Consider the following 25544-nt stretch of genomic DNA (forward strand, 5'->3'; position numbering starts at 1 on the left):
ACAAAATTACAAGTTATGTTTCCATTAATGATTTAGTCCCGGCCGACCTCATGCTTTACTAGATCCACAATACATCGACTTTTCCTTTATCGATGCCAAAGTGCGACCGCTCTACTGCGAAGACAATGGCAGGCCGGTTGTATATCCGTTTGTGCTCTATAAGATAATCTTCCTGGGTTATTTCTATGGCATTTGTTCTTGGAGAAAGAGATCAAGATGAACCTGGCTTATCGCTGGTTTCTAGGGTTCGTTCTGACGGCCCGTGTACCCGAACACGACGTTTAGCTGGAACAAGCGGACCTGGTTCAAAGAATACGTCTATCTTCCACGAGCTTTTCCTTCAGACCATCTCGTACCGCATGGTAGGCGGCTGGGTCTTCATCTCGGATTCTACCCACGTCATACATCGGACTCCGGCTGGCAATATGCTGTGAACTTAGGGGATTTCATGATCTGACATACCCTGCTGGAGGGGCAGGGAGATCTATTGGCCAGTCTTCCCTCCGGTTATGTTTCTTATGCGGTGGCTGACATCACTGCCGAGGAGGAAGTCGCTGGTATAAGTGGAATCGCGGACGTGTTTTCGACAGATTTACCGCAAATCATATTGCAGGCTGAGGAAGTTATAGTACGCGGGGAATATAGCTTCTCCCTTGGTCTACATATTGATTTACCGCCACTAATTCATGTGAGAAGGATCGGAAGCCTAGACTTGTTTGTGCGTGGGTGACCCCGAAAAGAGTACAAAATATTAATCTGAAGCCTAAAGAAGAGAAAAGCTTCACCTCTAAGGTGAAGGTACCGGAGGATATAAAGCGGGGGGCAATTTGTTGGTGTCATCGCGACTGAAAAGTTGATCAAAACTGAAAGCCGCAGGGCAGCGGGCCTCTGTAGCCATGTTGAATCGCAGGAGTACAGATGATGGTTCAGGCAAAACATACCATAAGCAACGATGATTTTGCACATGATTACATCAGTTCGGGAAACTGCAGGTTGACCGTGAAGCTTAGTAATAAAGTACGATTTTGGTAAAACTGACTGGAACCATAAGGATCACGGTTAGCCAATGCCGGACATTTTCTTTTGTAATAACACAAGAACAGTCCCAAACTTAACAAGAAGCGCTGACCGAGGCGAGCAAGATTAAAATCACCCAAACCTTTTGGTACTGGATACAACTGCACATTTGGATTCTGTTACTAATGAATCATGATCTTCATTTTGGTCCTTGTATTGTTGTTTTGGCTGCTGTTGTTGCTCTGGAAACGCCGCAAAAAGGACAAGAAGAGGACGAAACGGGGGAAGAACCACCGCTGATATTCTCCAGTCGCCCCTGCATATGTAAGTCTCAAAAAATGCGAGTTCCGATCCAGGGCTGGCATTATTTATATACAAAATATTCATTACCGCGAAAAGCGGTGTTGTCTGTCGCAGTTTATCTGGTTTTAACGATAAGGAACGAATTCAACGGAAGAAAAACAAGGTATGAAAAAGCGAATTGTCACCTTACTTACAGCACTGATACTGCTGTTTTCCTGCATCCGCGTTTGCGGCTGATGTCGGTGAGACGCCTTAGATTTCTCCTTCAATTATGAGAGGGTCTGCTAACACTTGTCCTTTTTTGGATGACCGTAAAAAAAGAAGTCGTGGTCGGCCGTTTCGGCCTGGACACAGGAGGGGAAAGAGGACGCAGCGGGAAATTGCCAAGGAACTTGGCATCAGCCAAAGTTTATGTGTCACGGATTGAGATGCGGGCGCAGATGAAGCTGTATCATGAGTTAAATAAGGCGAAGCGGTGAGGTCTAGACGATAAGCAATAATTAATATATAGATTGGGCGGACGCTTACCGAGATTACTATTATTCTGAGCAGGAAAGGACCGGATCAGAATTATAATAATTATTGTATTTAATAACTGGATCGCCGATATCCCAATCACAAAATCACTTTATGGAAAAAGAGCAAGTCCTTATATTTGCTCTTTGAGGTTTTTCTGAAAACGGAATGATTGTGTAAAAGTGATTACAGACCACAGTGTGCAGTGGGGATGTCTTGGTCATCCCCTTCGTTTTGGCACATTCAACTAAAAATTCCTAATGTTACTCAACTTTTCTTGTTATCAACTCGGCTATTTTTTGGACAGTAGAGAAGGATTCGAAAAACAACTCATAGTCTTCAAACACAATATCAAATAACTCTTCGAGTTCAACAACAAGAAGAATCATGTTAACAGAACTCAAACCGTTGCTAATCAGGTCCATTTCAGTGGTAATAGGCCAATCGGGTCTATCCAGTAATTTTTGGACGATATCCGTTACTTTAGAAATTAACTCATTTATCATCACTTATCCTCATATTACGTCTAAATTCTAGTGGAGTGAGTCCTATATTTCTCCTGAAAATTTCGGAAAACTGTGAAGCTGAAAAATAGCCTAAACGTTGAGCTATGTCTTTAATCTTGCCATCGTTAGATTGAAGCAAAGACATAGCTTTATTCATCTTCATGACTTGAAGATGTTTTATTGGTGACATCTTAAAGATCTTGGAGTATGTATTACTGAGGTAAACAGGGTTACACTGAATTAGCTCTGCAAGCTGTCCCAACGTAATTTGGTCTTCATGGTTCTCTCGGAGATAACGGTTTACTTTAATAAGTCTTGAATCAATTTTTCTATTCTCCCTATAGATACTGCTTTTTGTCTTCAAGGATTCGGCATTATTAGCAAGCCATTTTTCAATAAAGTAAATAGATGACTCGATTTGTTGGGAATTATTACGTTCTTTAAAAATGGGGGATAACATGTCTTTCACATATGAAGACTCTGTTGGATATTCCAACGTAGTAATAGGATGTAAATTTTCAAGGTGTAAATTGCTAGTTTGAATAGTTAATATATTTATTATTGCTACGCTTTCATTAGGATTATGAACATAAAAATTTTGTCCGAGAATGCAGTTTCCTTTATGGAGACTGAGGCAATGCGAATCCCATCCTGTTTGTACTAGCGATAACGTTTCAACATAACAAAGCCTATTTTTTTTGCTTCTGAACTCCATAGTTTTTCCAGGGGGCAGAGGTTTGAACGTTGATACAGAAACAATTCCAATTCTCGACACAAGGCCCACTTCGCTTTTTTTTGGATTTTTTCCCAATCATAACATTTTCTGATTTTAAACTACAAGGTATTTTCCTTGATTTTCCAATAGTATGTATAGTCTTTTCGGAAAAAATTCATAATTATATCGAATTTTACAGAAATTGTAGAATAAAAGGATTTGTTTTGTTATTGTTCGATAAAGTGCAATAAGTTGCAACAAGGTTAACGCTGGAATGAGGAAGGAATTCACTGTTCAAAAAATGGAGGATCGAGTATATGAATGAGCTTGCGATTGAACATTTAAAAAGTGGCCTTTCAATAAACACGCATATTGGCTGCCCATTGGGATGTAAATACTGTGTTTTATCAACGATTGACAATTACGAGGGAAGACCTCAACACTGCGCTACACCCAAGGAATTAATTGATGCGATTTTGTCAAAGGATTCTTTTTATGTTAAAGACCAGACTCCTTTGTATATCAACAATCGAACAGACCCATTTCTGCCAGACGTTATGGATAGTACATATGATTTGTTATCACTACTAAGCGATTATGAGATAAAGTCACCCATTATGTTGATTACCAAACTGTCACCTGATGAGAGGATAAGCCATTATTTTGAAAACTTGAATATTTTGTTCTTTTACACGTATACTGGGCTACCCCACGGTATTGATTTTAATTCAGACCGTCGGATTAATGAAAATAATCTTAGACAAATATATTCGTATGTTCCGAAAAAATCCAGATTTCTATACGTTAGGCCGATCATTCCCGGAATAAATGACGATCAACTTTTGTTTGAGGATATTGTCCAAAGAATGGGTGTTCATTTTGACACGATAACTGTGGGTGGTGTTCGAATATTTGAAAAAAATAAAGAGCAGATTTACCCCCTGTTAGGCAAAGAAATCGGAGAAGTAGACAGTAAACATAAATATATAGAGAGTGAATTTTATCATAGGATTATTCCTTTGTCTCACAAATATAACGTGAATATTGTAAGGCATACATCATGTGCCATTGCCAGATTCATGAAGAGTAAAGTAAAACTCAATTATTTTAAGCACGCGAATCATTGCAACAGCAGTTGTTCAAATTATGATATTTGCAGTAGTCAATCAAAAAGCTTAGCAGATGACAAAGAATTACAGCATCAACTTGATGACTTTATTAGTAATCGAAGAAATTATGAGTACAGTTTTGAACAAAACTCTATTCACATTAAGGGTCATGCTGAACAACAATTGATTTCTTTTATACAATGTACGTTTGGGATTTCTGCGAAAGCGGATGCAGTAAAACTTTGCCCTTCAGAACAAAGTTTTTTGTCTAAACATGATGTAAATCATGCTGTCAGGTAGCTGCTTATAAAGGGGAGGATGGTAAAGATGAAATCGGGCTTCTTTTTCGATTGTCACAACACGTTAATTAATAGTAATGATGCATGGGTTAAGGCCTTTACAGAACATATTGGCACAGAATTCACGGATGAGATCACTATCAGTCTATACGGAAAGTTAAAAAGAAGAGAAATTGCCAAACAGTATGGAGTCGATTTTGAATTAATTGAGGAAAGTGCAAATAAGTATATGGTACGCAATGAGCTTTTGATCGATCTAATTATGGACTTGAAAAGTTCAGGTTCTCATCTTTTTATAGTAAGCAATGCACCTCGGAGAAGGGTTGAAGGAGACCTCGATAACGTAAATATTAAACATCTTTTTGATGAAATTTACACCGGCGATGAGGGGGGCAAGAGAAACAATCAGTTATTCGACGATGTAATGGAAAAGTATTCACTAGAGTTTGGGTTCTTTATTGGAAATGAGGAGTTCGATGATCATATCGATCATTCTCGGATTATCAGTATGGTCTTAACATCATTCTTAAAAAGGCGCTTCCATCTCATTAAAGATTATGTAATGGATGATTGTGGAGTAATTGTGGGGAAAAAACAGGTGCAACTTTTGGGAAAATGAAGGTCGAATTGCTTAATTAAGTGCTTTTCAGAGTGATTTGATTAAAAAAGTAAATTCTTAAGGAGATTATTTCATGAAGGTCAGAAATATTACTTTAATGTGGCCACCACAAAGTATTCTGGTGGAAAGCTTATTTCGTCATTATAACGGCCTTGCTGAGACTGCCGGATACCTGGATGATGTTAGTCAAGTGCTTAAACAAAACTATATCAACCTTTCGATCCATGACTGCGCCGTTAAGCTCTACACCGCAAAAACTATTGCTCAGATTGTATATGAAAATGACCTTATCTTTTTATGTATCAATATGAACAACATCGTGGATGCAATCAAATGTGCGGAATTTTTAAAAAGCATCGACAGGAATGTGAAAATAATTGCATACGGAGAAGGCGTTTGCTGCAGACCTTCTTATTTTTCAAGTTTGAACTTGTTCGACTATGTCATTTCAAGCGGCCAATATGAACTGGGTATTGAAGCTGTTCTAATGAATGAATATCAATTCAGCAAGGAATATCTCCATCCGGCTCTGCATAATAGCCAGTCTTATTACATTGAAGATTCAATTGTACACTTATCAAAAGAAATCTTTCTTCCACCAGGCGACTGGGGCATCCCTAAATTATCTAAGTTGCCATTGGAAAATTATATTCAAATGGGTGATGGGGAATTACATATTACCGCATGCAAAGGATGTCCGTTTAACTGTGAATTTTGCAATGAAAAACATGTGGCCACTAACAAGTTACAGTATAGGGATATCGACCAGCTTGTTCAATATTTAGACAATAATAAAAAGCTCTTCAAATCTGTCTATCTTGATTCCAGTACGTTTACATTCAATAAGCGCTGGGTGATTGAATTTTGCGAAAAATTAAGCAAATGCAGCGATATATTACCCTGGAAAACATGTACGCGATTGGATTGCTTAGATGAAGAAGTTATCCGTTATATGGCAAAGGCGAATTGCAAAAGAATTTCCATTGGAGTTGAATCTATCAGTAAAGAAATTCAGAAGAGAAATAATAAGACCATTGACTTTAAAAAGCTTGAAGAGTTCAAAGAGATCTGTGAGGCCAATAATATATTGCCCAGGTTGCTGCTGATCATAGGTTTAAATGATCAAACCTTTGAAGAAATTAGGGAGACGCAAGCTATGTTCTCCAAATCGGGTTTTGATGTGAGATTTAGAATCTATCAGGATTTTAATTTTCTGTTGGAAGATAATCTGGAATCTATAACCATCGAAGAACTTGAAGGTATTAACAGAATTGTTGTTCCAGAACACTTGGAACCGCAGCACATTAACTATTATCGTCAGTTGGAGTATCCAAATGACAAATGAATTGATAGTGAAGAATTTAACGTATTCTTTTATTATTCCTTGCTACAACGAAGAAAAGGATATCGGGAATACATTAGACGCATGTTTGAAACAAACATTTGAAGGGGAATATCAAATTATTGTGGTGGATGATGCATCCAAAGATAATACATCCGATGTCATCAACAGTTATCTTCATAAAAGCAACAAAATAATATTTATCAAAAATGAGTTTAACAAAGGTGTCTCCTATTCGAGGAACAGTGGGATTCAAAAAGCTTCAGGGGACATTTTAATTTTTCTTAACGCCGATGAATTACCTGATGAAAATTACCTAACAAACATAAATCGTCTCATTCAAAGAGGTGCTGATTACGTATTCCCGCAAACCACTGTTGATAATGGTTCTACGCTATATGGGATGTATCGGCAGGCGTATCGGCAATTTACTTACACCAGAGATAACATGATCATGTGGTCACAAGGATTTGCATGTAGAAAAAAGATCATTATAGAAGTTGGCATGTTTGATTCCTCCTACCCTGGGTGTGGGGGGGAGGATTGGGATTTAGTCTCTAAAATCGATAAATTAACCTATTGCCGTGTGACGGACCTCTCTATCATAGTCAAACATAAGGTGCCTGAAAAAGCTAAAGAAATAATTTGGCACATGTTTAACAGAGGAAGAGGTACGGCAAATTATAAGCTCATTTACTGCCATACTAATCCGCTGAATATTTTAATGAAAAAAACTATGGTTCTGCTATGTTTTTTCGCTGTTTTGCTAGTTTCTCCATTATGTTTTTTGTTGGCCATGTTGCCAAGCGTAATAAAGTTCTTGTTGAAAAGTTATGGAATGGCGAAAGGGGTCGAGTACAAAAAATCTTTTCTAAGGCTACTCTTCATGAACACATGCAACTCTGTGATTAGGGGTATAGGGTATTACTACACGATGTGGAGAGGAGTAATGTTGAAAAACTATGAAAGAGCTGAATCATAAGTTGAATATCGATCGGTCATTGAAATACGTAGAAATTGAGACATGCAGCCAATGTACGAGAAATTGCAGCTGGTGTTTATTTGGATCGAATCAAGTGGTGAGAGAAAACTTTGAATTATTGAAGGATGAATATATTTATAATGTTCTCTTTGATTTGAAGGAAATAGGCTTTTCGGGAACGATTTCCTTGTATAGTATCAATGAGCCATTGCTTGACGATAGAATTCGATCGGGTGTATTGATTTCCGAAACAAGGAAGATTCTTGGGGAATCTGTAGCGATTAATCTGATAACAAATGGTGATTTATTAGATTTAGAAATTGCAGATACACTTTTTACATGTGGACTAAATCGCTTAAACGTTAGCTGCTACGATAATAAAATGTTTGAAAAGATAACCCGGATGAAGCTTGCCGATAACCGCATTAGACTGCTTGATCAAAGGAGATATGCAAAAGGAAACTGGGAGTCGAACCGGTCAGGATTTCTTAACAAGAAGGAAGATAATCCTTTTACAGATTTCCCTTGCTGCATGCCCTTTTTCCGAACTGTGATCGGATGGGACGGCAACGTCAGAATATGCCCGCATGACATGATAGGTTCAGTTCCCTTAGGGAACATAAAGGAGTCCCGTTTTCTCTATATATTGAACAGCAATGTATATACGCAATTTAGGGAGAAGCTTTCGTTAAGCAGAAAGGATTTGATGCCTTGCAAGCATTGTAATGTCGATGGAAGTCTGAAATATGCCTTATTGCATTTCATTAGGGAAACTGAGACGAAAAGTATCTTGAAACAGCTAAAAAATTCAAATCATTAGTGGTGAATAAACATGGCTTATCCATTCTGGATTAATGTACACAAGAATAGCTTATCCGGTGTCTGCCATATTCCCTCAAGGAACGAAAGAGGTGCAGCTGCGTTATTAATCGCCGGTTTTCCACAACCCATGTGTGATATCGATTATTTTATGAGTAGATTGGCAAGACGTCTGTGTCAGAAGGGAAACCATGTTTTTCAGCTTGATCCTTTTGGGGTTGGAGACAGCAGCGGATTATTGGAGGAAGTGACGTATACTACTCTGGTTACTGATTTATGTCAAGGGATTGCTTATATTCAGAATCAAGGGTTCTCAGAAATACATTGTATAAGCAGGGGGTTACCGGCTTATTTATTTGTTGAGTTAGCAAAAAGCCTATGCCCTGAACTGCGTGTAATCGGTCTGAATCCATTCCACGGAAGTCAGGACCTGGACATCTCTTTGTTAAAGGAAAAAAGTTATGAGCTCATTGACTTATATGATACCTTCCCCCCAGAACAGGTGGATTTGTTCCTTGACGACATTGGGGCTAAACCGTCGAACCTGAGAGGTCAAAGAATCTCAGGATTGCTGCTGAAAGAAATTTTGGCCATTCAACCCGATAAAGAATTCATTCATAAACATATTGACCATTGTATATGGACCCTGTCCTCATCGAGTGAAGGCCGTAATAAGAACGTTTTCTCGGCATTTGTCAGAGATGCGGAATGGCAAAACAGGATAATAAGTGAGATTTGTAACTATGTATCAGGAAAGCCGGGTGATTTGATTGCAAATACCTGTTAGTATATCGCACGGCAAAAAAAATCTGCTTGGCATGTTACATATTCCCCTTCATCGAAATCCGGATACACCCGTTATGATTTTTTGTTATGGCATGAATGGAGACAGGGTTGAAAACCACAGAATGGCTTTTATGTTGGGTTTGTCTGCGGAGAAGAATGGCGTCATGCTTTTGCGGATGGATTATCATGGGTTAGGAGTAAGCAGTGGAGAATATATCGAGACTTCGGTCGCATCAAAAGTCGAAGATATTTTATTATCTATTGAATATTTAAAAGGATGCCTGCAGCATGAACTGCGTTCGGTGTTGATACTGGGCTTCAGTGATGGAGCTAAGGTGGCGGTTCAGGTAGCTAAGGAAGTTGATCTCGCGGTTGTACTTTGTTTATGGAATCCGGTGTTATTTGAACTTTCTTCGGATTACCTGGGGTTAGACTCCCAAAAGAATAACCAAAATTTAAAACTCACCAGAGATCCTGTTTTTAATCGCCTGTCTTATCCATTACCATATACAGGCTTATTAATGAATATGAAGTATTTAAAAGAACTTTCTACTAACTCCTTTGATCTGGACGATCTGATTCAAATGGACTTTCCCAAAATGATGTTTTTTGGTGGAGCCGATGAGAAGACCAAAGAAACGAAAGAGAAATTATTAAATCAACAATTCACAACCAATCCACACCATACTTTGAAGCTGATCGAGGGAGCCGATCATTTATTCAGCAGCTGCGCATGGTCGGAGGAAATTATTAAATTAACCATAGAATGGGCTTTAGAGAGGACAACGAAGAGTGAAAACAGATATTGAAGATAAAGTTAAGCAGATTATATGTACTATATTGGAGAATAACGACTGTTATGACCGAATAACGGGTGAGACCCATTTGGTAAATGACATCGGAATAGACTCCCTCCAAATCATGCAATTGGTTGTTGAAATCGAGATTGCATTCGATATGGAATTCGATGACGATGATTTGGTCGTTGAAAATCTGGCAAATGTGCAAGGATTAATTCAGCTTATCGATAAACATACCCATTGATTGCTGTCAAAGCATGATTAAGTAAAAGTGGCGGTGCTATACGTGAACAAGATTTTAAAGGGTCTGGATGAATCTGTACGACGACATAGAAATATGCTTGCATTAATAGATGAGAACACTCAATTTACCTATGATGAAGTCGATAGGCTTTCTTCTCTGTTGGCAGCAAAAATTGTTCAATATACTCAAGGGGAGACGGAAAAACCTGTTGTAATCTTTATGGGGAGATCCGTTTATTTCGTTATATCCATGATTGCTGTACTGAAAGCCGACTGTTACTATGTCCCTGCTGAATTTCCATTTCCGAGGGAAAGATTAGATTATATTCGAAGAGAGCTTAATGCTGATATTTTCATTGTTGATAATAAATCCTATGACGAACTGCAGGGGAGAGATGGAGAACTAACGATAATCAATCTACTTGAGCTTAGTACAGATGAGAAGATCGACACAACTTACGAATTGGCGAATTCCGAGGATCATAATCTATGTTATACCATCTACACCTCAGGAACTACAGGGAAACCTAAAGGCGTATGCATACAGTATAACAGTCTGTATAACTTGGTCATATCTCTATATCACGGTATATACCAATATACTCCCGGACATTTCAGGATTGCGCTACTTGCTTCTTTTTCATTCGATGCATCCGTTAAGCAAATTTATTGCTCCTTATTATTCGGCCATACTTTGGTAATCAGTGATACAGACACTAAATACTTCGGCAGAAAGCTTCTAAATTTTTATCGGAAATGGGATATCTACCTGACAGATATAACTCCTACATTAATTAGAAATATAGTGCTGCAATGCAATAAATCCATTCCATGTAACGTCCAGTACTTTTTAATCGGTGGAGAAGTATTAACTTGGCAATGCGTTTATGATTTTATTGAAAAAATAGGCTATTCTCCAAAGCTAATTAACTTATATGGTCCTACGGAGTGTTGTGTGGATGTGTCCTATTATTACATTCCAGCTACAAACAACGTAGAACATGGACCGGTTCCTATAGGGAAAGCCATCGAAAATGTGCAATTGGATTTGATTGATGACATCGGAACCAAAGTTACAGAAGCATGCGCTGAACTCTTCGTAACAGGAGTATGTGTAGCGAGAGGATATGTTCATCAAGATATTGATAATAAGTTTGGAGTAAGTCCCCTGAACCCAAGTGTAAGGACTTATAGAACGGGTGATATCGCCTACAGGGATTGTGACGGAAATCACATTATTGTTGGCCGTAAAGATGATCAGTTGAAAATAAACGGTAATCGAGTGGAACTGTCTGAAATTGAACATACCATAAAGACACATCCGTTCATTCAAGCGTGTGTAGTACTTTCTAACAATAATAAATTGTATTGTTTCGCTGTAAGTGACCTGAAGGAATCATTAGCGTTATACGACTATTTAAAGGATTACTTGCCTTCCTATATGATTCCAGCCAATCTGTTGTTTATTGATTCGTTGCCAATAAATCATAATGGGAAAATTGATAAGAAAGTGTTTCATGAAATCATCAAAGCAAAAGATAGACCGTTTCTACTCTTAAAGGATTGGTAGGTAAATCGGCATATGGAGACTAGTACCGAGAAGAAGCTTCATCCAATGGAGCTTTTTAATATGTATATTATGTTAATTGTTTTTACAGCTGGCTGTTTCCGGTAATTAAGTATTTAGGGAAAGATATATCTAGTCTTTTGGTCAATATGGTCTATTGTTATGAAATCACGGAATTATTTTATAAAAAAAATTTCAGCACCGACGTGGGACGTGCTGAAAAAGTGACTACCAAACTAAACGGGACGGGGATTCAGGTACCAAGGGAAAATGAAGTGTCCGATATCCTTCCAAACGGTGATTGATAAGGTGAACCCACTTATCGTCTTTTTAGATCTGTATTACTTTTCCTATGAAAGGACACATATCTTGAAAGTCATTCCTACCACGCTGTTCTTATTTATGGATACGATAAATAGAATCAGAAGGTTCATCTTATTGACCAGACGAACTTTTTGAACCTAGACCATGCAAAAAGGAAGTACCCTATCATGAATTCGCAGCAGTTTTTAATGCATTGCAAGAAGCAGTACATGCCGCGTTAGAACAGGAAAACGAGAAGATATCGAGTAGAATGCATTACATTAAAGAAGGTGGTATATACTGGGGATTTTGAGAACCTGGAGTAAAGTCATTTGAGGCGAGATGCGGATTACGCGACCTTGTACACGAATTATCCAAATGAACATGGATGCTATTCAAAAAGAATTGAGCATGCTAAAAGGGGCGCTGTTCAATACTGATCCAGCAAAACCATCCATTTTATCAATGAGATTATCCAAATTAAAGCAGCTGAAAAGTATACAGTGGAAAAAATACTTCCCTTGGCCGAAAAAGAGCCGCTAATTCAAACTATCAACAAAATTATTCGCTTATGGCAGACTATAAAATGTCTTGAGATGAAAATGTTAAAGCATCCTGGTGCTATGGTGAAAAACCGATCCAATATCGAGAAAAAAGCAGTGCGTTTTATGAATTAGAGACGGAGTGTATTGGCAGCTCAATCATTTAAATAGTGCGGATGATGCAGTCCGGGAATAAGGGGTGATCAACTTGAGAGCAAAGAATAAGCTGGTTTCGATCGTGGTTCCAGTTTACAATCAATATCCTTCCTTAATGCTAAGTTTAAAATACTTTGGCATGCAACAAATGCCGATGGATTCCTTCGAGATTATAGTTGTCGATGACGGTTCAGAAGACGAATTAAGGTCTGCCGATGAGAAGGAGAGTCCGTTCGCAGAACTGCCTTATACCATCAAGATCATACATCAAGAGAATGGGGGAAGAGCACAAGCAAGAAACACGGGGGTGCTGCATAGCAGTGCGGAATGCATTATATTTTGTGATGGTGACCGGATTCCTCATCCTTTATTGATAAAAAAACACCTGGGGTTTCATGAGCAAAATCAGCATGGGGCTGTGTTCGGATGTCCGAAAGATTATTTGGGGAAGATAAGCTTAATCGCTCAGCGCAATGAGATATCATATGCGGTCATGGAGAAATACTCCAAATTGCCAGTGTATTTCAAAAAAGTCATTAAACTATTTGACGAAACGGGCAGTACGGAGTCTGATTTGTCCTGGCTTACTTTTCTTGTTGGTAATTCGAGCATCAGTCGGAAGATGTTTGACCAAGTCGGAGGGTTCGATCCTAAATTTAGAGAATGGGGTTTTGAACATTATGACTTTGCATTGAGGTTAATCGATAAGAACATATCTATAAATCATCGGATGGATATAGTGAATTATCATATCCCGCATAAAAGAGAAAATAACTTCTACCAAGAAATGATTCGGAATTCTATAAAAATATTAAGTAAAAATCATCCTCATAAACACATTGAGCTGCTTGAAAATTTTTTATTCGGTATGATATCGTTGCAGGAATTTGAACAGCGATACAATGGACGCATATCACATACAATTAGGGATCACAAACCCATTTTTTATAAGAATATCATATAACAAAGGCATTTGAGAATGAAGCAACTCCGATCTAACCAATAAAAATTCAGAGCAGTATAGAGAGCGTAAAATATTATGAGTAAATAGATAAATAGGAAAAGGAAGCCTTCACACAGAGTATGGCGGCTTGCAGCTAAACATGCCCCGAGATCGTAATGGAGAGTTTAAGAAGCAGACTGATGCAACCTATAAGCGTTCTAATGATATCTATGTGACTGAGGCCATTTAGTTTTCTTTGTAATCGTTCGTAATTGTAAAAATGGATATAGTCATCAATGTCCTTTTTAAGCTTTTCAAAAGTATGATAGGAGTGAAAAATACTTCTCGCATTTCAAAGTTCCTCAGAAGGATTTCATGGGCCCGTTATCGATGCAACGGCCGGTTCGGACATTGACCCATCCGTATACTTGTTGGTAGGAAACCTGAAAGTGACTCGCTGCCTTCTTATAATCTTGTCCATTAGCAAGACAATACAGGACAATGGAAATCCTCTCCTGTCATGTTGTAGAACGTCACTTGGTCATGGCTGCTATTCCCCCTGTATAAGCTGTACTTAGCGTTAACCTGGTATTGCGACAATCCCCCTTCAAGATGATCTTTTACTGCTTGAAGTTTAAGTTCAGCGGAATAACTGTGATAGTGTCATACTTGGTTATAATGGATCGAAAAAAACCACTTTATCTAAACTCATTTGTGGGATCTTATAGAACTATGAAGGCCAGATAACAATAAATGAACAAGAGATCTCTACAATGAATAGAGAGGATTTATATCGTTACTTTGGTATAGAATTTCAGGAATTCACAAAACACAGCCTCTCCGTCAAAGAGAATGTCGGGGTTGGCATGATTGAAAAATTGTCGGATGAAACTGAAATTAGAAAAGCTGCAGATAAAGGAAATATGAATAAAATATTGGACAGGCTACCACATGGCCTTGATACATTACTTGGAAAGGATTATAACCCGGACGGTTATGAAATGAGCTGCGGGCAATGGCAAAAAGTCATTATATCGCGGGCTTACATGGGAGAAACCGAAATCTTAATGAACCAACCGCGCTTGAAACTAGTAAATCGCGTAGCATACCAAAGTGAAAAAAACTTTATATTCTCTATATAGTTATCAATCTTGCTTTGGTAGTCAATACTTTTGTCGAATTGAGTCTGACAGAATATACCTTGAACTCAACCTATCATCTGTTTACCAAAGAAGAATCCATGAAGGCGGTTCCCATCAATATGCTTCTGTTTTTCCTTGTTGTGATATAGAGTACGATGCTGTCCATCATCTATTGCATCGTATAAATTATTTTGTATTTAACTTCATGTATCTTAACAAATGTGTTTCATTACTTTCTTAGTATTCCAATTCAATACTTCCCAATTTATTGTTAATTTAACTTTCAAATAAACAGCTTGCACGTAGAAGCAGCTTATTACGCATAATGTTATTATTTTACTCAGATAAATGGATATATGGTTATATTTTACACTTGCGCATTTGTTCAATGATGTGATTGCAAAAAAACTGTATGGAAATATAGTATGTGAAAACAACTTCGTGTATATAATCAAAGAGGGAATTATACTTCTCCATGATTGGAGTCATCAAGAGTATAAAATTCAATAGACTATTTGAGTTTACCTATAACAAATGGGATGATTCACACAATAAAGAGTATGATTTAAATATTAAAATATCAAAGAAGGATGAAATAGCTTTGCAATCTAACAGAATTTTAATGAGTATTCCATTTATTTTAATGGTGGTTTTTGTGGTATATGAAATCGCAATAGGAAAACACGAAATAGGTTAATATTGTAGGTATAGTCATGAATATTCAGAAAATGTATCAATTCAAATCGATTGGGGGTTAGGTTCATTAATAGCTATAAAGAGATTCTAAGTTATAAAGATGAACCAAGCTTCCCTATATCCCTATGCAGTAAGTGATATTTCTTTTAGGGATGTTATTTATGTTAATAATTATGCATTGGATAATTTATCCTTGAGCAGGTGAAAAGATTGCACTTGTCGGGTATATCGTCTGCGGTAAAACGGCTCTTGTAAACTTATTAATTTCTTTACCCAATAACTATCAGGGAAATATATCAGATGGTAGGAAGAAAATTAATTTACACGGGGCAGTCTCTTGTATACTGCAAGATTTTGCTCAATATCACATGACGATCAAAGAAAATATAGAGATTGGTTTCATCGAGCATTCCTTTACGGATAAAGAAATTATTGGAATTCTGCAAAAGGTCGGTTTATTGGAGTTGGTTGAAAAATTAGATAAAGGAATTCTCACCCATTTAGGTCAGTAGGATGATGGAATCGAAATTTCAAAAGGACAGTGGCGGAGATTGGCTATCGCCAGAGTTATGGCTAATCCTAATTCTACATTATGGATTTTAGACGAACCAACTTCTTATCTTGATTCCATATCAGAAATTGAAGTACATAACTTGATCTATACATTGGCAGGGATAGAACCGTTATCTTCATATCTCATCGTCTAGGCTTCACTAAGAATGTTGATAGAATTATTCTTCTGGAAAATGGTCAAGTGAAAGAATGTGGCTCTCATCACGCATTAACGAACATGAATGGAATATATGCGGCTATGTATGAAAGTCAAAAGAACTGGTACAACCCCACGGCCGTACCGTGCTAATCAAACGATGTTAGAATGAAAAATCTGAAATGAGTGTTCCGGCTGTCATTGACGGCCTGCTCCAGTTCTTCAAGATACGACAGTATAACATTATTTCGTAAGTCGGTGTTGACAATGAGGTATATCCAAGATGCGCGGATATAACTTTAGCTATTTTGTTAGTTGAGATAATAATAACAGACAAGACTATACTCAAAAGGTCAAAATATAATTATCATAACGTAGTTACACCAGATTATAAAAAATTTGTAAAGGACGGTGTTTCAAATATGTTTGAAATGTTATTCGTGTCTGGTCTATCGTTTTTGCTGGTGTTGATGTTCACACCACTTCTCATTCGGATACTACGGGGCCTTAAGTTAACACAGCCAATACGCACTGAATTGCCCCCTGACCATCAAGCTAAGCTTGGAACTCCCCTGATGGCCGGTCTGGTTCTGCTGGTGGGTGTAGTCATATCTCTACAATTTCATCCCGAACCGTTAATGATTCTTTTATGCGCTACGTTTCTCTTATTTAGCTCAATCGGCTTTATGGACGATTTTAAAAAGGCCGTATGGCAGGATCCTTCAGGGATTTCCGGGCGTACGAAACTCGTATTTCAATTCATATTTACCGGGATACTGCTCATCATATTGATGCGTTCCTTCGCGATATCCAGTGACATTACAATATTTCACGGGTTCCAATTGCATCTTCCCGTTTACATATACATAGCCCTCATGTTGCTCTTTATCGTCGGTTCTTCAAATGCTATTAATTTTACGGATGGTCTGGACGGGTTATTGATCAATGTGGCAATCCCCACTTATTTTTTCTTTTTCCTTATTTCAGACAAACTTGAGGTACAAATGTTCTCCCTTATTATGATCGGCTGCTTACTCGGCTTATTTCTCTACAATGTTTATCCAGCACGAGCGTTTATGGGGGATACTGGGTCGCTAGCAATTGGCGGCACTCTTTCGATTTTAGCAGTAATTGAAAAAATTGAAATTTTGATTCCCATACTATTTTCGATATACCTAATGGAGCAATTTTCGGTCATTTTTCAGGTGTGGTACTACAAACGGACGAAACTACGTCTATTCCGAATGGCTCCCATTCATTATCACTTTAGCCTCAAGTATGGATGGAGCGAGAACAAAATCGTTACTGTGTTCGGCTTTATCTCTTGGTTGTCTGTATTATTGTGCTGGCTTCTCTATAAATATGTGCTGCACTAACGGGATACCTGATTTACAACCCTAAGAAGACCTGGCTCTTGAAACAGCCCACAATGAGGCTTATTTTCAGATAGGCAAAAGAGCCTCCTAAAAAATCCTGCGATGGAATCTTTGGTTATTTTTGGATAATTATCTCAGAAAAGTACTTTTTCGGCAGTCTGTAATTTTCCAGTTAACCACAATTGTCATTAAAGAATCTCGTAAACAGGCAGCTTACATGGTTATTGGCGTTGATCTGGATGGAAACAAGAATGTACTCGGCATGTGGATCGGTGAAAACGAGTCCTCCAAGTTCTGGCTCAGCATGCTTAATGACGTGAAGAACCGCGGCGTACAGGACATCTTGATCACTTGTATAGGCAATCTGACCAGCTTCTCACAAGCTTTTGCCGCATCCTTTCCAAATACGGATCTGGCCCGAACTCACCCATCTCATGATCGTTGTATGAGAAAGATTTAATTCTCGTTCACTCATCATTTCTGCTACATCTCGGTAGTTCAAGCTATATTTCAAATAACATCTAACCGTTAATAAGATGATTTCCGATCAACAAGCTTTTCAAGAAGATGCTCCTGCACATTCATAATAATTTAAACCCTTAAATTTCGCTTTTTGTAAAGCTGACATTGGAGAACCATCTATAATTTTGAAGATATACCTTGTTATAGGTATCCTTCGTAATTATTGAATCCATTTCGAAATGTCAAGTGATTTCTTTATAAATATATAATTATATGATCACTATTAATTACTTCAAGTACATAGCTCATGATTATTAGTCCAGGTAATCGTAAAATTTCCGCTACTTACATAACTGTACTAACTTACTATTAATTGAAATTAACTCTTAAATCAAATTCATCTGAGTATAAGAATGTTACTTCCAAGTTTATTTTGTAATTTATGGAAAAATTATACTTCGTATATTTGTCAAAAGGGTAACTTGTTCTATTTTTTTATACATGATATATTTCTATAAAATAACAAATAATTGTATTTAAGTAGTTTTATATGGAATTTATACCATTTCGATTATTGGATTTAATACTTGTCAGTATTGAGTAATAATGGAGCAAAACAAGGAGATAGGGTAATAATAATATCTGAAAATTCTTCATCTTTCATTGTATTTATGTTCGCAATCGTAAAATTTAGGTGGGATTGCGGCACAAATCGACCCTAATTTACCACTAGAAATGATCAACAAATTAGCTAAAAGATTGGGGCAAATTCAATATGTGTTTCTGGAAGGAGACCATTAGAAATTAATTATTTCAAATAGTTATAATATTATTTTAGAAGAATCTAATTTGGTTCACCGATCTATTCAAGTTTTGCAAGATGACTTGATTAAAGATGATAAAGAAATTAATATTATTCAGTTCAGGTACGAGTGGTGACTATAAAGCAATTGGTTTATCACATAGAGCAATAATGAACAATATTGATTCAATAATCAATTATATGAAACCAAGAGCGGATGACGTTTTCTATATCGCAAAGAGTATGGTTCATTCCGCAACTATAACAGGTGAAATATTAGTTTCATTGATGATTGGTTCAAAAATAATTGCATTAAACACATTAGTATCACCTAGGATAATCTTAACTCGAATGGAAACTTTGAAACCAACGATAGTATGTTTGAATCCTACAATTTTAGCTCTTTTATTATCAGTAAAAGGGAGAAGGTATGATTTGAAAACTATCAGAATATTTATACTAGTAGAGCTCCAATAGAGGAAAAAATGATGGATGAAGCAGAGCAACTCTTTAATTATTCAAGAGTTTTTAATGTTTATGAACTAACTGAAGCTGGACCAAGAGTATCAGCTCAAACAATTACTGATAAGAACTGTTACTCCGCTGGAAAAGCTATTAAAAATGTGAGGGTCTGAAAGGAGAACATTTGTGTACAGGCGAAGTTGGTGAAATAAGATAGTAATTTGTCCATTTTGAAGCCTAAATTATTTTCTCACTGGTATGAGATCCTTGCACCTTATGAGTGTCCACATTTGCTTTAAAAAAGAGAATAAGAGTTATTTATATTAATGGAATTAGAATAGAATTGCATAATTTCGAACAATATTATGAATCTATGCCCAAATCTAGGGGTATTTGTCTTCTGTCATATACAAATGATGCTGGAAGAATTGCTTTAATAAAAAATAAACCTTTTAATGTTTCTAAGGATTCTTTAACAAATACTATGGATCAACCTATTCAATATACTGTGAAAATGACGCAATGCACATTATTAAAATAACAAAGTCTTTAGATACAATTACAGGATTTTCTGAATGACATAATAATATTCAACTTTTAAAAGGTGGTGCGTAATGTTAATAAGACTTTTAGCAAAAACAATACAGATAGAATTTTTAACAGTATTAAGATATAGAGTTAATTATTTTTTTAGTGTAATTACTTTTCTATTTCCTATTTTAGCTTCGTACTGCTTATGGACAAATCTATATAGTCAAGCAAATGAATACCAACCGTATTCGATTAACAACATGTTGTTATATAGCATAATTGGGGTTGGAATGAACTATTGTTTACGCTCGGGTGTTGTAATAACTCTTGAACAAATGGTTAAATCGGGGAATATTTCATTAGAGCTAACAAGACCAGTAAGTTTCCAACTTAGATTGTTATATAAAGACATTGGAGTTTCAATTACCAATCTAACTCTTCGATTTTGTCCTGCTTTGATTTTATGTTTAATTATTTTTAAACTAAACCTTTCTCAAATCTCCATATATGGGTTCCTATGCTTTTTATTATTAATAACCTTTGGATTTCTGATACTATTTCTTATTGATTTTATATGTGGATTGTTGAGTTTTTGGGTTAATCAATTATGGGGTATAAACTTCATAAAAAATCAAACTATTACTTTATTATCAGGGGCCTTAATTCCATTGTGGATTTTACCTGAAGGTTTGAAGGTGATTTTTAAGGCAACACCATTCCCCTTCATATTTGGAATACCTATTGAAATATTAATTTCAAATGTGGATAAAAATATAGTGCTTAGTTCTTTAATAACTCAATTTTTTTGGATAATATTCCTCTTTATTTTGGGAAGAGTATTATGGCATTTCGGTTCTAGAAGAATTTATGTGCAAGGGGGATAAATTATTGAAGCATAATTTTAAAATATACCTAAGATGGCAAAGAGCTAATTTCAAATCAGAACTTCAGTATAAAATTGATTTTTTTCTTACAAGTATTACAGTGCTTGCACAGCCTATAACAGCGATTATTTCTTTTTATATTTTATTAGATAAATTCAAAATAATTGGAGGTTGGACTTTTTGGCAAGTAATGCTCATGTATTCATTGTGGAGAATAGGACATTCTATTTCAATATCTTTTTTTCAACAAGCCTGGAACCTAGAGAATTATATTCAAAATGGATTATTTGATAGGTTTCTAACTACTCCACTAAATCCATTATTCCAGTTATTTTGTATTGGATACAATAAAATCGGATTGGCCCATTTTATAAGTGGTCTAATCATTTTTGTTTTATCATATGAAAAGTTGGGTTTAACATATAACTTTTTTAATATTTCTTTTATTGTAGTAAGTGTGATTTCTGCAGCCATAATTGAAATGTCTATTACTTTGATAATGTCTTCACTTTCTTTCTGGCTAGTGAAATCAGGTAATATTTTAAGAATAGTGATAGATATTAATTATAGTTTTATGCAGTATCCAATTGACATATATAACAAGGGGTTGAGATTAGTACTTACTTTTATTTTTCCATATGCATTCATGAGTTATTATCCAAGCCGTTATTTTATCTCAAATGGTGAATCAATTAATATAGTACTTAGCTACTTAGGACCATTGGCTAGTGTTATTTCACTAATAGTAGCGGTGATCATATTTAATCTTGGAATTCGTCACTATACGGGGGCAGGCAACTAAAAGGAGTTGTAAATGTGAAGTTTATAGAAGTAGAAAACCTAAAAAAAGATTACTATGTAAGAGAAAAGAAAGAGGGTTTAATTAACAATATTGTTAGTATAGTTAAGAATGAGAAAGCAATTATTAAAGCAATTGATGGAGTATCTTTTAAAATAGATAGAGGTGAAATGGTAGGGTATATTGGACCAAACGGTGCTGGGAAATCTACAACAATTAAAGTGCTAACAGGAATTATTCATCCCACTTCTGGTAATGTTCAAGTCGGGGGGGTGGTCCCCTATATTTCGAGAAAGATTAATGCTCAAAGAATAGGAGTGGTATTTGGACAAAGATCGCAACTCTTATGGGATCTACCTCTTCAGGATTCTTTTGAATTACAACGTTATATCTATAATGTATCTTTCAATGATTATTCTGAAAGAATGGAAATATTTAGAGGACTTTTTGAATTAGATGAATTTATTAAAAGACCTGTAAGACAACTTTCATTAGGTCAACGGATGAGAGGTGAGATATGTATGGCATTGGTCCATAATCCGGATATTGTATATTTTGATGAGCCTACAATTGGATTGGATATAATAGCTAAAGAGAGAATTAGATTCTTGATAAAAGAGATGAACAATAAGTATAATACTACGTTTATACTTACTACTCATGATATGTTTGATATAGAAGAAATCTGTAATAGAGTAATAGTTATAGACCAAGGGAGGGTGCTTTTTGATAATACTATACAAAAATTATTAAGATTATTTGGTAATAATAAAGTAATAACTATAGAATTAGCGGAGAGTGCAAGCCCCTTAAACCTAGAAATAAACAATTTACACATAATAAGTACGGAAAAAAACAAAGTTACTTATTTGTTTGAGGAATTAAATGGGCACTTTCAAGAAACTATACATGATATCTTTGAAACATTACCAGTAAGAGATATTTCTATACAAAGCGAAAATATTGAAAATGTGGTAAAAAATATATATTCTCAAAATATTAGTACTAAATGATAAACTATTTTAGCTAAAATTAACGTACGTATCAAATAGGCATGTAATAAAAAGTAAGAGTCAAATGATATTTTGAATAAACTAACTATGGTGATGCTTTTATCGAGTTTGTAAAATAGTTTGTGTAAACTCTCAAACCCATTAAAATGGAAGTAAGAGAAAGATTGGGGAGAACACATGGGACAGGCAGTGTTTACAGATGGATCAATAAACTTAAGCGAAGAAAAAAACAAATTTCCAAATATTTTTACTGAACTGAATGATCATTATTTGATGATGAAAGACCTACAGAAGGCATATAAAGTATTTGGCCTGGACGAAAACAGAATTATGACACAAGCTGTATCAAAAACTCCGATTAGTGCATACCTTAAATTTTATATTCGCGCTGCTTAACATAACAATATTTCAGGTCCAGGTATAGACCATTTATATACAGTTGGATTGGTTGATCTGATTATTGGTGACCTAAGTATTAAGGTTAACATGAATCATCAACGTTAACCTAAAATAATGTAGTTGGATATATCAATCAATTACAAGTACGTAAGCGACTTACTGGTAATTTTGACCTCAGTGGAGCAAGATCATCTTATATACTTAAAATCTAGTTATCCCATAAATGAATTTCAAGAAATCCATTTTTGTATAAATGTACTTCTTGAAAATAGAGTTGAAGCATAATGTGTATTTAGCAAACTAGATTTGGAAAAACAAAGTTATTATGAAACACTTCCGATATATTTTCTTTATAAAGCAGTTATACCTAATAACTAGCGTGATTAGTTGGTATTAAATAACGATTTCCTGAAACAGCGAGAAGTGTATTAGAATTTACATAAATTAAGAAATTAATTTAAAATAATTATCTTTTAATTTATAATATATGTATTAAGTAATTAAAATTATTTTCTTCGCCGCTATATATTCGGTGAAGAAGGGTAGCTATTCAGCAAATAAATAAATGGATATAAACAAGAAGGCAATAAATCATACGGTATTCGTATGTCTTTGTGCCTTCTTTTTTAATCAATGAGAGAATCAAGATGAAAGCAGTTATGGAAAATAGTGAGTTAAAAAGAATTGAAGAGAATGATGAACTACTGCAGCTACTTTATAACGTGCATATGATTGCTCCTTTGGATCGTTACTTTACTGAAATTTATGATCTGCAGAGGAAGTCTTGCAATTTATTAGAGTAAGTTTGAAATCTTAAGAAAGGGAAATCCAAGAGTATCTTATCGGCACGAAGTAGCGGGAGTGTGGAACTGAAATACCATGGGAAATATGTAAGTAGTTTGACCAAGAAAAGGAAAGGCCTTTGGGAGCCTTCCTCTTATTTTTCTTAAATGTATCTAACGCGAAAATTCACGCGTCAATTGGTTCTTCCCTGTTATTCGAAAGGATAGTGGTATAAGATCTGTCCAGTCTATAAATAAATTAATGAAGTGGCCTTACATTATTTGTTCCAACTTTTTCATTAATTTCAGCGACAGTGAGGTCAGAATATTTAAGCAGTTCCTTGCCCGATAATGCGTAAATTAATGTATATACGTATTAAAAGTCAATTCTTTGTTAATAATTATGATGAGGAGACTATTATGTTTCAGAGAAATCAAGAATTAAAGGTAGGAATTGTGACTGTAACAGCGCGAGGGTTGCTTTTTTCTCATATATACTACAGTAGTCCTTTGTTAATTGAGAACCAATAGTTTAAAGGAGAACAATAAAATGGAAAGCGGAAAGGTCCATTTTTTCAATACAGATAAGATCGATTCATTGATTATTATTAAGTTTTTATTGGCTGACTTTGCTTGTGCAATTGACAGAAAGATTAGTATTAGTAATGATCTGAAGCCTTTAATAGTTTGAAAAAGCGATTGAAGTATCTAGATTTCAATGTTAAGAATATGTGCCACGTTGTTTGTAAGGCACCTGCAACCTGCAACATAGAAAAGTACTTGAATAAGTAGCCCCACACTTTGTTTTGGATTACTGCAAATTATTCGTATTGAAATAATAACGGTGCTTAACGTTGACTTTAGATAAGTCAATGTTAAGCATTTTTTGTATTTTAATTATAATTTTATTGATCTAAAACCGTCATTGTCGAAAATATACAATATTATGAATAATTATGCAATTTAAAATTTGCAGATATTCTCATCAATTATGAAAATATGTGCTTTCTCGGGCATTTAGGAAAGAGTTATTCTCACTAATTATGAAAAAGACCCTTGATAAATCAACGTTTTTAGATTTGTTTTTCTCAATAATTATGACACCACACAGGAGATGTGTGGTGTCATAATTAATGAGAATTTTTTCATAATTATTGAGAATTAATTTTAAAAAATTGCGAGACTGTATAAACATCCGCCGACAATCAATTATTTTTATTTGGAATTCTAAATTAAAGCGCTTGGGAAGTCAGCTTTAAGCCTTATTTGTATCTAAATCATAATTATGGTGACCTAAGAACTTCTTCGTTGGATATAAACAATTTTGAATAAATATACAGTTTTGTATTTGCGGATATTCTCATTAATTATGAAAATCTATGCTTTCTCAAGTATTTAGGGAAGAGTTCTTCTCACTAATTATGAAAATGGCCATTGATAAATCAACGTTTTTAGATTTGTTTTTCTCAAGAATTATGACACCACACAGGAGATGTGTGGTGTCATAATTAATGAGAATTTTTTCATAATTATTGAGAATTAATTTTAAAAAATTGCGAGACTGTATAAACATCCGCCGACAATCAATTATTCTTATTTGGAATTCTAAATTAAAGCGCTTGGGAAGTCAGCTTTAAGCCTTATTTGTATCTAAATCATAATTATGGTGACCTAAGAACTTCTTCGTTGGATATAAACAATTTTGAATAAATATACAGTTTTGTATTTGCGGATATTCTCATTAATTATGAAAATCTATGCTTTCTCAAGTATTTAGGGAAGAGTTCTTCTCACTAATTATGAAAATGGCCATTGATAAATCAACGTTTTTAGATTTGTTTTTCTCAAGAATTATGACACCACACAGTGTGTTGAGGTGAAATAAAGAACATTGTGGAATTTATTGTCCGCTGTAATTAG

At 35.5% G+C, this 25544-nt stretch carries 27 protein-coding genes and 6 pseudogenes; 28 read left to right on the forward strand and 5 right to left on the reverse strand.

All coding sequences use genetic code 11. The features are described 5' to 3' along the window. The first annotated feature begins 198 nt into the window (after window positions 1-198). The 4 genes and pseudogenes from NST85_RS29295 to NST85_RS11175 form a co-directional block, all read left to right on the forward strand. The gene (locus NST85_RS29295) at window positions 199-285 is read left to right on the forward strand and encodes a transposase (RefSeq protein WP_445671178.1); all 87 of its coding nucleotides are present in this window, start codon (window positions 199-201) and stop codon (window positions 283-285) included. Between the two features lie 202 nt (window positions 286-487). Beyond that, window positions 488-730: a hypothetical protein gene (locus NST85_RS11165; protein ID WP_341189314.1), complete on the forward strand. Its 243-nt coding sequence runs from the start codon at window positions 488-490 to the stop codon at window positions 728-730. A gap of 472 nt (window positions 731-1202) precedes the next feature. Beyond that, the gene (locus NST85_RS11170; RefSeq protein ID WP_341189315.1) at window positions 1203-1595 is read left to right on the forward strand and encodes a hypothetical protein; all 393 of its coding nucleotides are present in this window, start codon (window positions 1203-1205) and stop codon (window positions 1593-1595) included. A 39-nt stretch (window positions 1596-1634) separates the two neighbouring features. After that, a pseudogene (locus tag NST85_RS11175) lies at window positions 1635-1799 on the forward strand (sigma factor-like helix-turn-helix DNA-binding protein); the annotation flags it as partial. Between the two features lie 300 nt (window positions 1800-2099). Here NST85_RS11175 and NST85_RS11180 read toward each other — a convergent pair. After that, complete coding sequence (locus NST85_RS11180; protein ID WP_341189316.1) at window positions 2100-2342, reverse strand: acyl carrier protein; 243 nt, start codon at window positions 2340-2342, stop codon at window positions 2100-2102. Then, window positions 2332-3153 carry a helix-turn-helix domain-containing protein gene (locus NST85_RS11185; RefSeq protein WP_341189317.1) on the reverse strand — a complete coding sequence of 274 codons (822 nt, stop codon included), beginning with the start codon at window positions 3151-3153 and terminating at the stop codon, window positions 2332-2334. The genes NST85_RS11180 and NST85_RS11185 overlap by 11 nt, the downstream gene beginning before the upstream one ends. A gap of 221 nt (window positions 3154-3374) precedes the next feature. Between NST85_RS11185 and NST85_RS11190 the strand changes: the two genes are divergently transcribed. From NST85_RS11190 to NST85_RS11245, 12 genes and pseudogenes are all read left to right on the forward strand, one after another. Further along, window positions 3375-4466, forward strand: a complete 1092-nt coding sequence (locus NST85_RS11190; protein ID WP_341189318.1) for a hypothetical protein — start codon at window positions 3375-3377, stop codon at window positions 4464-4466. A 27-nt stretch (window positions 4467-4493) separates the two neighbouring features. Beyond that, complete coding sequence (locus NST85_RS11195) at window positions 4494-5084, forward strand: HAD hydrolase-like protein (RefSeq protein WP_341189319.1); 591 nt, start codon at window positions 4494-4496, stop codon at window positions 5082-5084. 73 nt (window positions 5085-5157) lie between these two features. Further along, entirely contained in the window at window positions 5158-6429 is a 1272-nt protein-coding gene (locus NST85_RS11200; RefSeq protein ID WP_341189320.1) for a B12-binding domain-containing radical SAM protein, read from the forward strand. Beyond that, window positions 6419-7408 carry a glycosyltransferase gene (locus tag NST85_RS11205; protein ID WP_341189321.1) on the forward strand — a complete coding sequence of 330 codons (990 nt, stop codon included), beginning with the start codon at window positions 6419-6421 and terminating at the stop codon, window positions 7406-7408. The genes NST85_RS11200 and NST85_RS11205 overlap by 11 nt, the downstream gene beginning before the upstream one ends. After that, window positions 7389-8228 carry a radical SAM/SPASM domain-containing protein gene (locus NST85_RS11210; RefSeq protein WP_341189322.1) on the forward strand — a complete coding sequence of 280 codons (840 nt, stop codon included), beginning with the start codon at window positions 7389-7391 and terminating at the stop codon, window positions 8226-8228. Before NST85_RS11205 ends, NST85_RS11210 begins: the two co-directional genes overlap by 20 nt. A gap of 12 nt (window positions 8229-8240) precedes the next feature. Further along, a complete protein-coding gene (locus NST85_RS11215) occupies window positions 8241-9014 on the forward strand; it encodes a hypothetical protein (protein ID WP_341189323.1) in 774 nt (257 codons plus the stop codon). A 91-nt stretch (window positions 9015-9105) separates the two neighbouring features. Continuing rightward, window positions 9106-9822 (forward strand): hypothetical protein, encoded by a 717-nt coding sequence (locus NST85_RS11220; RefSeq protein WP_341189324.1) that lies wholly within the window; start codon window positions 9106-9108, stop codon window positions 9820-9822. Continuing rightward, window positions 9806-10057, forward strand: a complete 252-nt coding sequence (locus NST85_RS11225; protein ID WP_341189325.1) for an acyl carrier protein — start codon at window positions 9806-9808, stop codon at window positions 10055-10057. Before NST85_RS11220 ends, NST85_RS11225 begins: the two co-directional genes overlap by 17 nt. A 42-nt stretch (window positions 10058-10099) precedes the next feature. After that, window positions 10100-11626 carry an amino acid adenylation domain-containing protein gene (locus NST85_RS11230; protein ID WP_341189326.1) on the forward strand — a complete coding sequence of 509 codons (1527 nt, stop codon included), beginning with the start codon at window positions 10100-10102 and terminating at the stop codon, window positions 11624-11626. Between the two features lie 684 nt (window positions 11627-12310). Further along, on the forward strand, window positions 12311-12469 hold the full coding sequence (locus NST85_RS11235; RefSeq protein WP_341189327.1) for a hypothetical protein: 159 nt from the start codon (window positions 12311-12313) through the stop codon (window positions 12467-12469). 207 nt (window positions 12470-12676) lie between these two features. After that, window positions 12677-13588 (forward strand): glycosyltransferase family 2 protein, encoded by a 912-nt coding sequence (locus NST85_RS11240; RefSeq protein WP_341189328.1) that lies wholly within the window; start codon window positions 12677-12679, stop codon window positions 13586-13588. A 103-nt stretch (window positions 13589-13691) separates the two neighbouring features. Then, window positions 13692-13793 (forward strand): annotated as a pseudogene (locus NST85_RS11245) (transposase); the annotation flags it as partial. Window positions 13794-13847: 54 nt separating this feature from the next. Here NST85_RS11245 and NST85_RS29300 read toward each other — a convergent pair. Then, window positions 13848-13907: pseudogene (locus NST85_RS29300) on the reverse strand (hypothetical protein); the annotation flags it as partial. Window positions 13908-13929: 22 nt separating this feature from the next. Then, complete coding sequence (locus NST85_RS29305; protein WP_445671179.1) at window positions 13930-14076, reverse strand: helix-turn-helix domain-containing protein; 147 nt, start codon at window positions 14074-14076, stop codon at window positions 13930-13932. Window positions 14077-14310: 234 nt separating this feature from the next. On the opposite strand from NST85_RS29305, the gene NST85_RS11250 reads away from it, so the two are divergent. From NST85_RS11250 to NST85_RS11265, 4 genes and pseudogenes are all read left to right on the forward strand, one after another. Next, window positions 14311-14709: an ATP-binding cassette domain-containing protein gene (locus NST85_RS11250; protein ID WP_341191100.1), complete on the forward strand. Its 399-nt coding sequence runs from the start codon at window positions 14311-14313 to the stop codon at window positions 14707-14709. A 905-nt stretch (window positions 14710-15614) separates the two neighbouring features. After that, window positions 15615-16112 (forward strand): annotated as a pseudogene (locus NST85_RS11255) (ATP-binding cassette domain-containing protein). A 424-nt stretch (window positions 16113-16536) separates the two neighbouring features. Beyond that, window positions 16537-17490, forward strand: a complete 954-nt coding sequence (gene mraY / locus NST85_RS11260) for a phospho-N-acetylmuramoyl-pentapeptide-transferase (RefSeq protein ID WP_341189329.1) — start codon at window positions 16537-16539, stop codon at window positions 17488-17490. Window positions 17491-17695: 205 nt separating this feature from the next. Continuing rightward, window positions 17696-17911: pseudogene (locus NST85_RS11265) on the forward strand (transposase); the annotation flags it as partial. Window positions 17912-17914: 3 nt separating this feature from the next. Here NST85_RS11265 and NST85_RS11270 read toward each other — a convergent pair. Further along, window positions 17915-18031 (reverse strand): annotated as a pseudogene (locus NST85_RS11270) (IS6 family transposase); the annotation flags it as partial. 816 nt (window positions 18032-18847) lie between these two features. On the opposite strand from NST85_RS11270, the gene NST85_RS11275 reads away from it, so the two are divergent. From NST85_RS11275 to NST85_RS11310, 8 genes are all read left to right on the forward strand, one after another. Further along, complete coding sequence (locus tag NST85_RS11275; RefSeq protein WP_341189330.1) at window positions 18848-19231, forward strand: AMP-binding protein; 384 nt, start codon at window positions 18848-18850, stop codon at window positions 19229-19231. 8 nt (window positions 19232-19239) lie between these two features. Further along, on the forward strand, window positions 19240-19389 hold the full coding sequence (locus NST85_RS11280) for a hypothetical protein (protein WP_341189331.1): 150 nt from the start codon (window positions 19240-19242) through the stop codon (window positions 19387-19389). Window positions 19390-19830: 441 nt separating this feature from the next. After that, window positions 19831-20631 (forward strand): ABC transporter permease, encoded by an 801-nt coding sequence (locus NST85_RS11285; RefSeq protein ID WP_341189332.1) that lies wholly within the window; start codon window positions 19831-19833, stop codon window positions 20629-20631. Between the two features lie 4 nt (window positions 20632-20635). Then, window positions 20636-21433 (forward strand): ABC transporter permease, encoded by a 798-nt coding sequence (locus NST85_RS11290; RefSeq protein WP_341189333.1) that lies wholly within the window; start codon window positions 20636-20638, stop codon window positions 21431-21433. A gap of 14 nt (window positions 21434-21447) precedes the next feature. Further along, window positions 21448-22443, forward strand: a complete 996-nt coding sequence (locus NST85_RS11295; protein ID WP_341189334.1) for an ABC transporter ATP-binding protein — start codon at window positions 21448-21450, stop codon at window positions 22441-22443. Between the two features lie 177 nt (window positions 22444-22620). Beyond that, complete coding sequence (locus tag NST85_RS11300; protein ID WP_341189335.1) at window positions 22621-22839, forward strand: hypothetical protein; 219 nt, start codon at window positions 22621-22623, stop codon at window positions 22837-22839. Between the two features lie 662 nt (window positions 22840-23501). After that, window positions 23502-23645, forward strand: a complete 144-nt coding sequence (locus tag NST85_RS11305) for a hypothetical protein (protein WP_341189336.1) — start codon at window positions 23502-23504, stop codon at window positions 23643-23645. Window positions 23646-24174: 529 nt separating this feature from the next. Beyond that, on the forward strand, window positions 24175-24315 hold the full coding sequence (locus NST85_RS11310; RefSeq protein ID WP_341189337.1) for a hypothetical protein: 141 nt from the start codon (window positions 24175-24177) through the stop codon (window positions 24313-24315). The last annotated feature ends 1229 nt before the right edge of the window (window positions 24316-25544 follow it).

Origin of the sequence: Paenibacillus sp. FSL K6-2524 (genome assembly GCF_038005525.1) — a bacterium.
Lineage (GTDB): Bacteria > Bacillota > Bacilli > Paenibacillales > Paenibacillaceae > Fontibacillus > Fontibacillus anaericanus.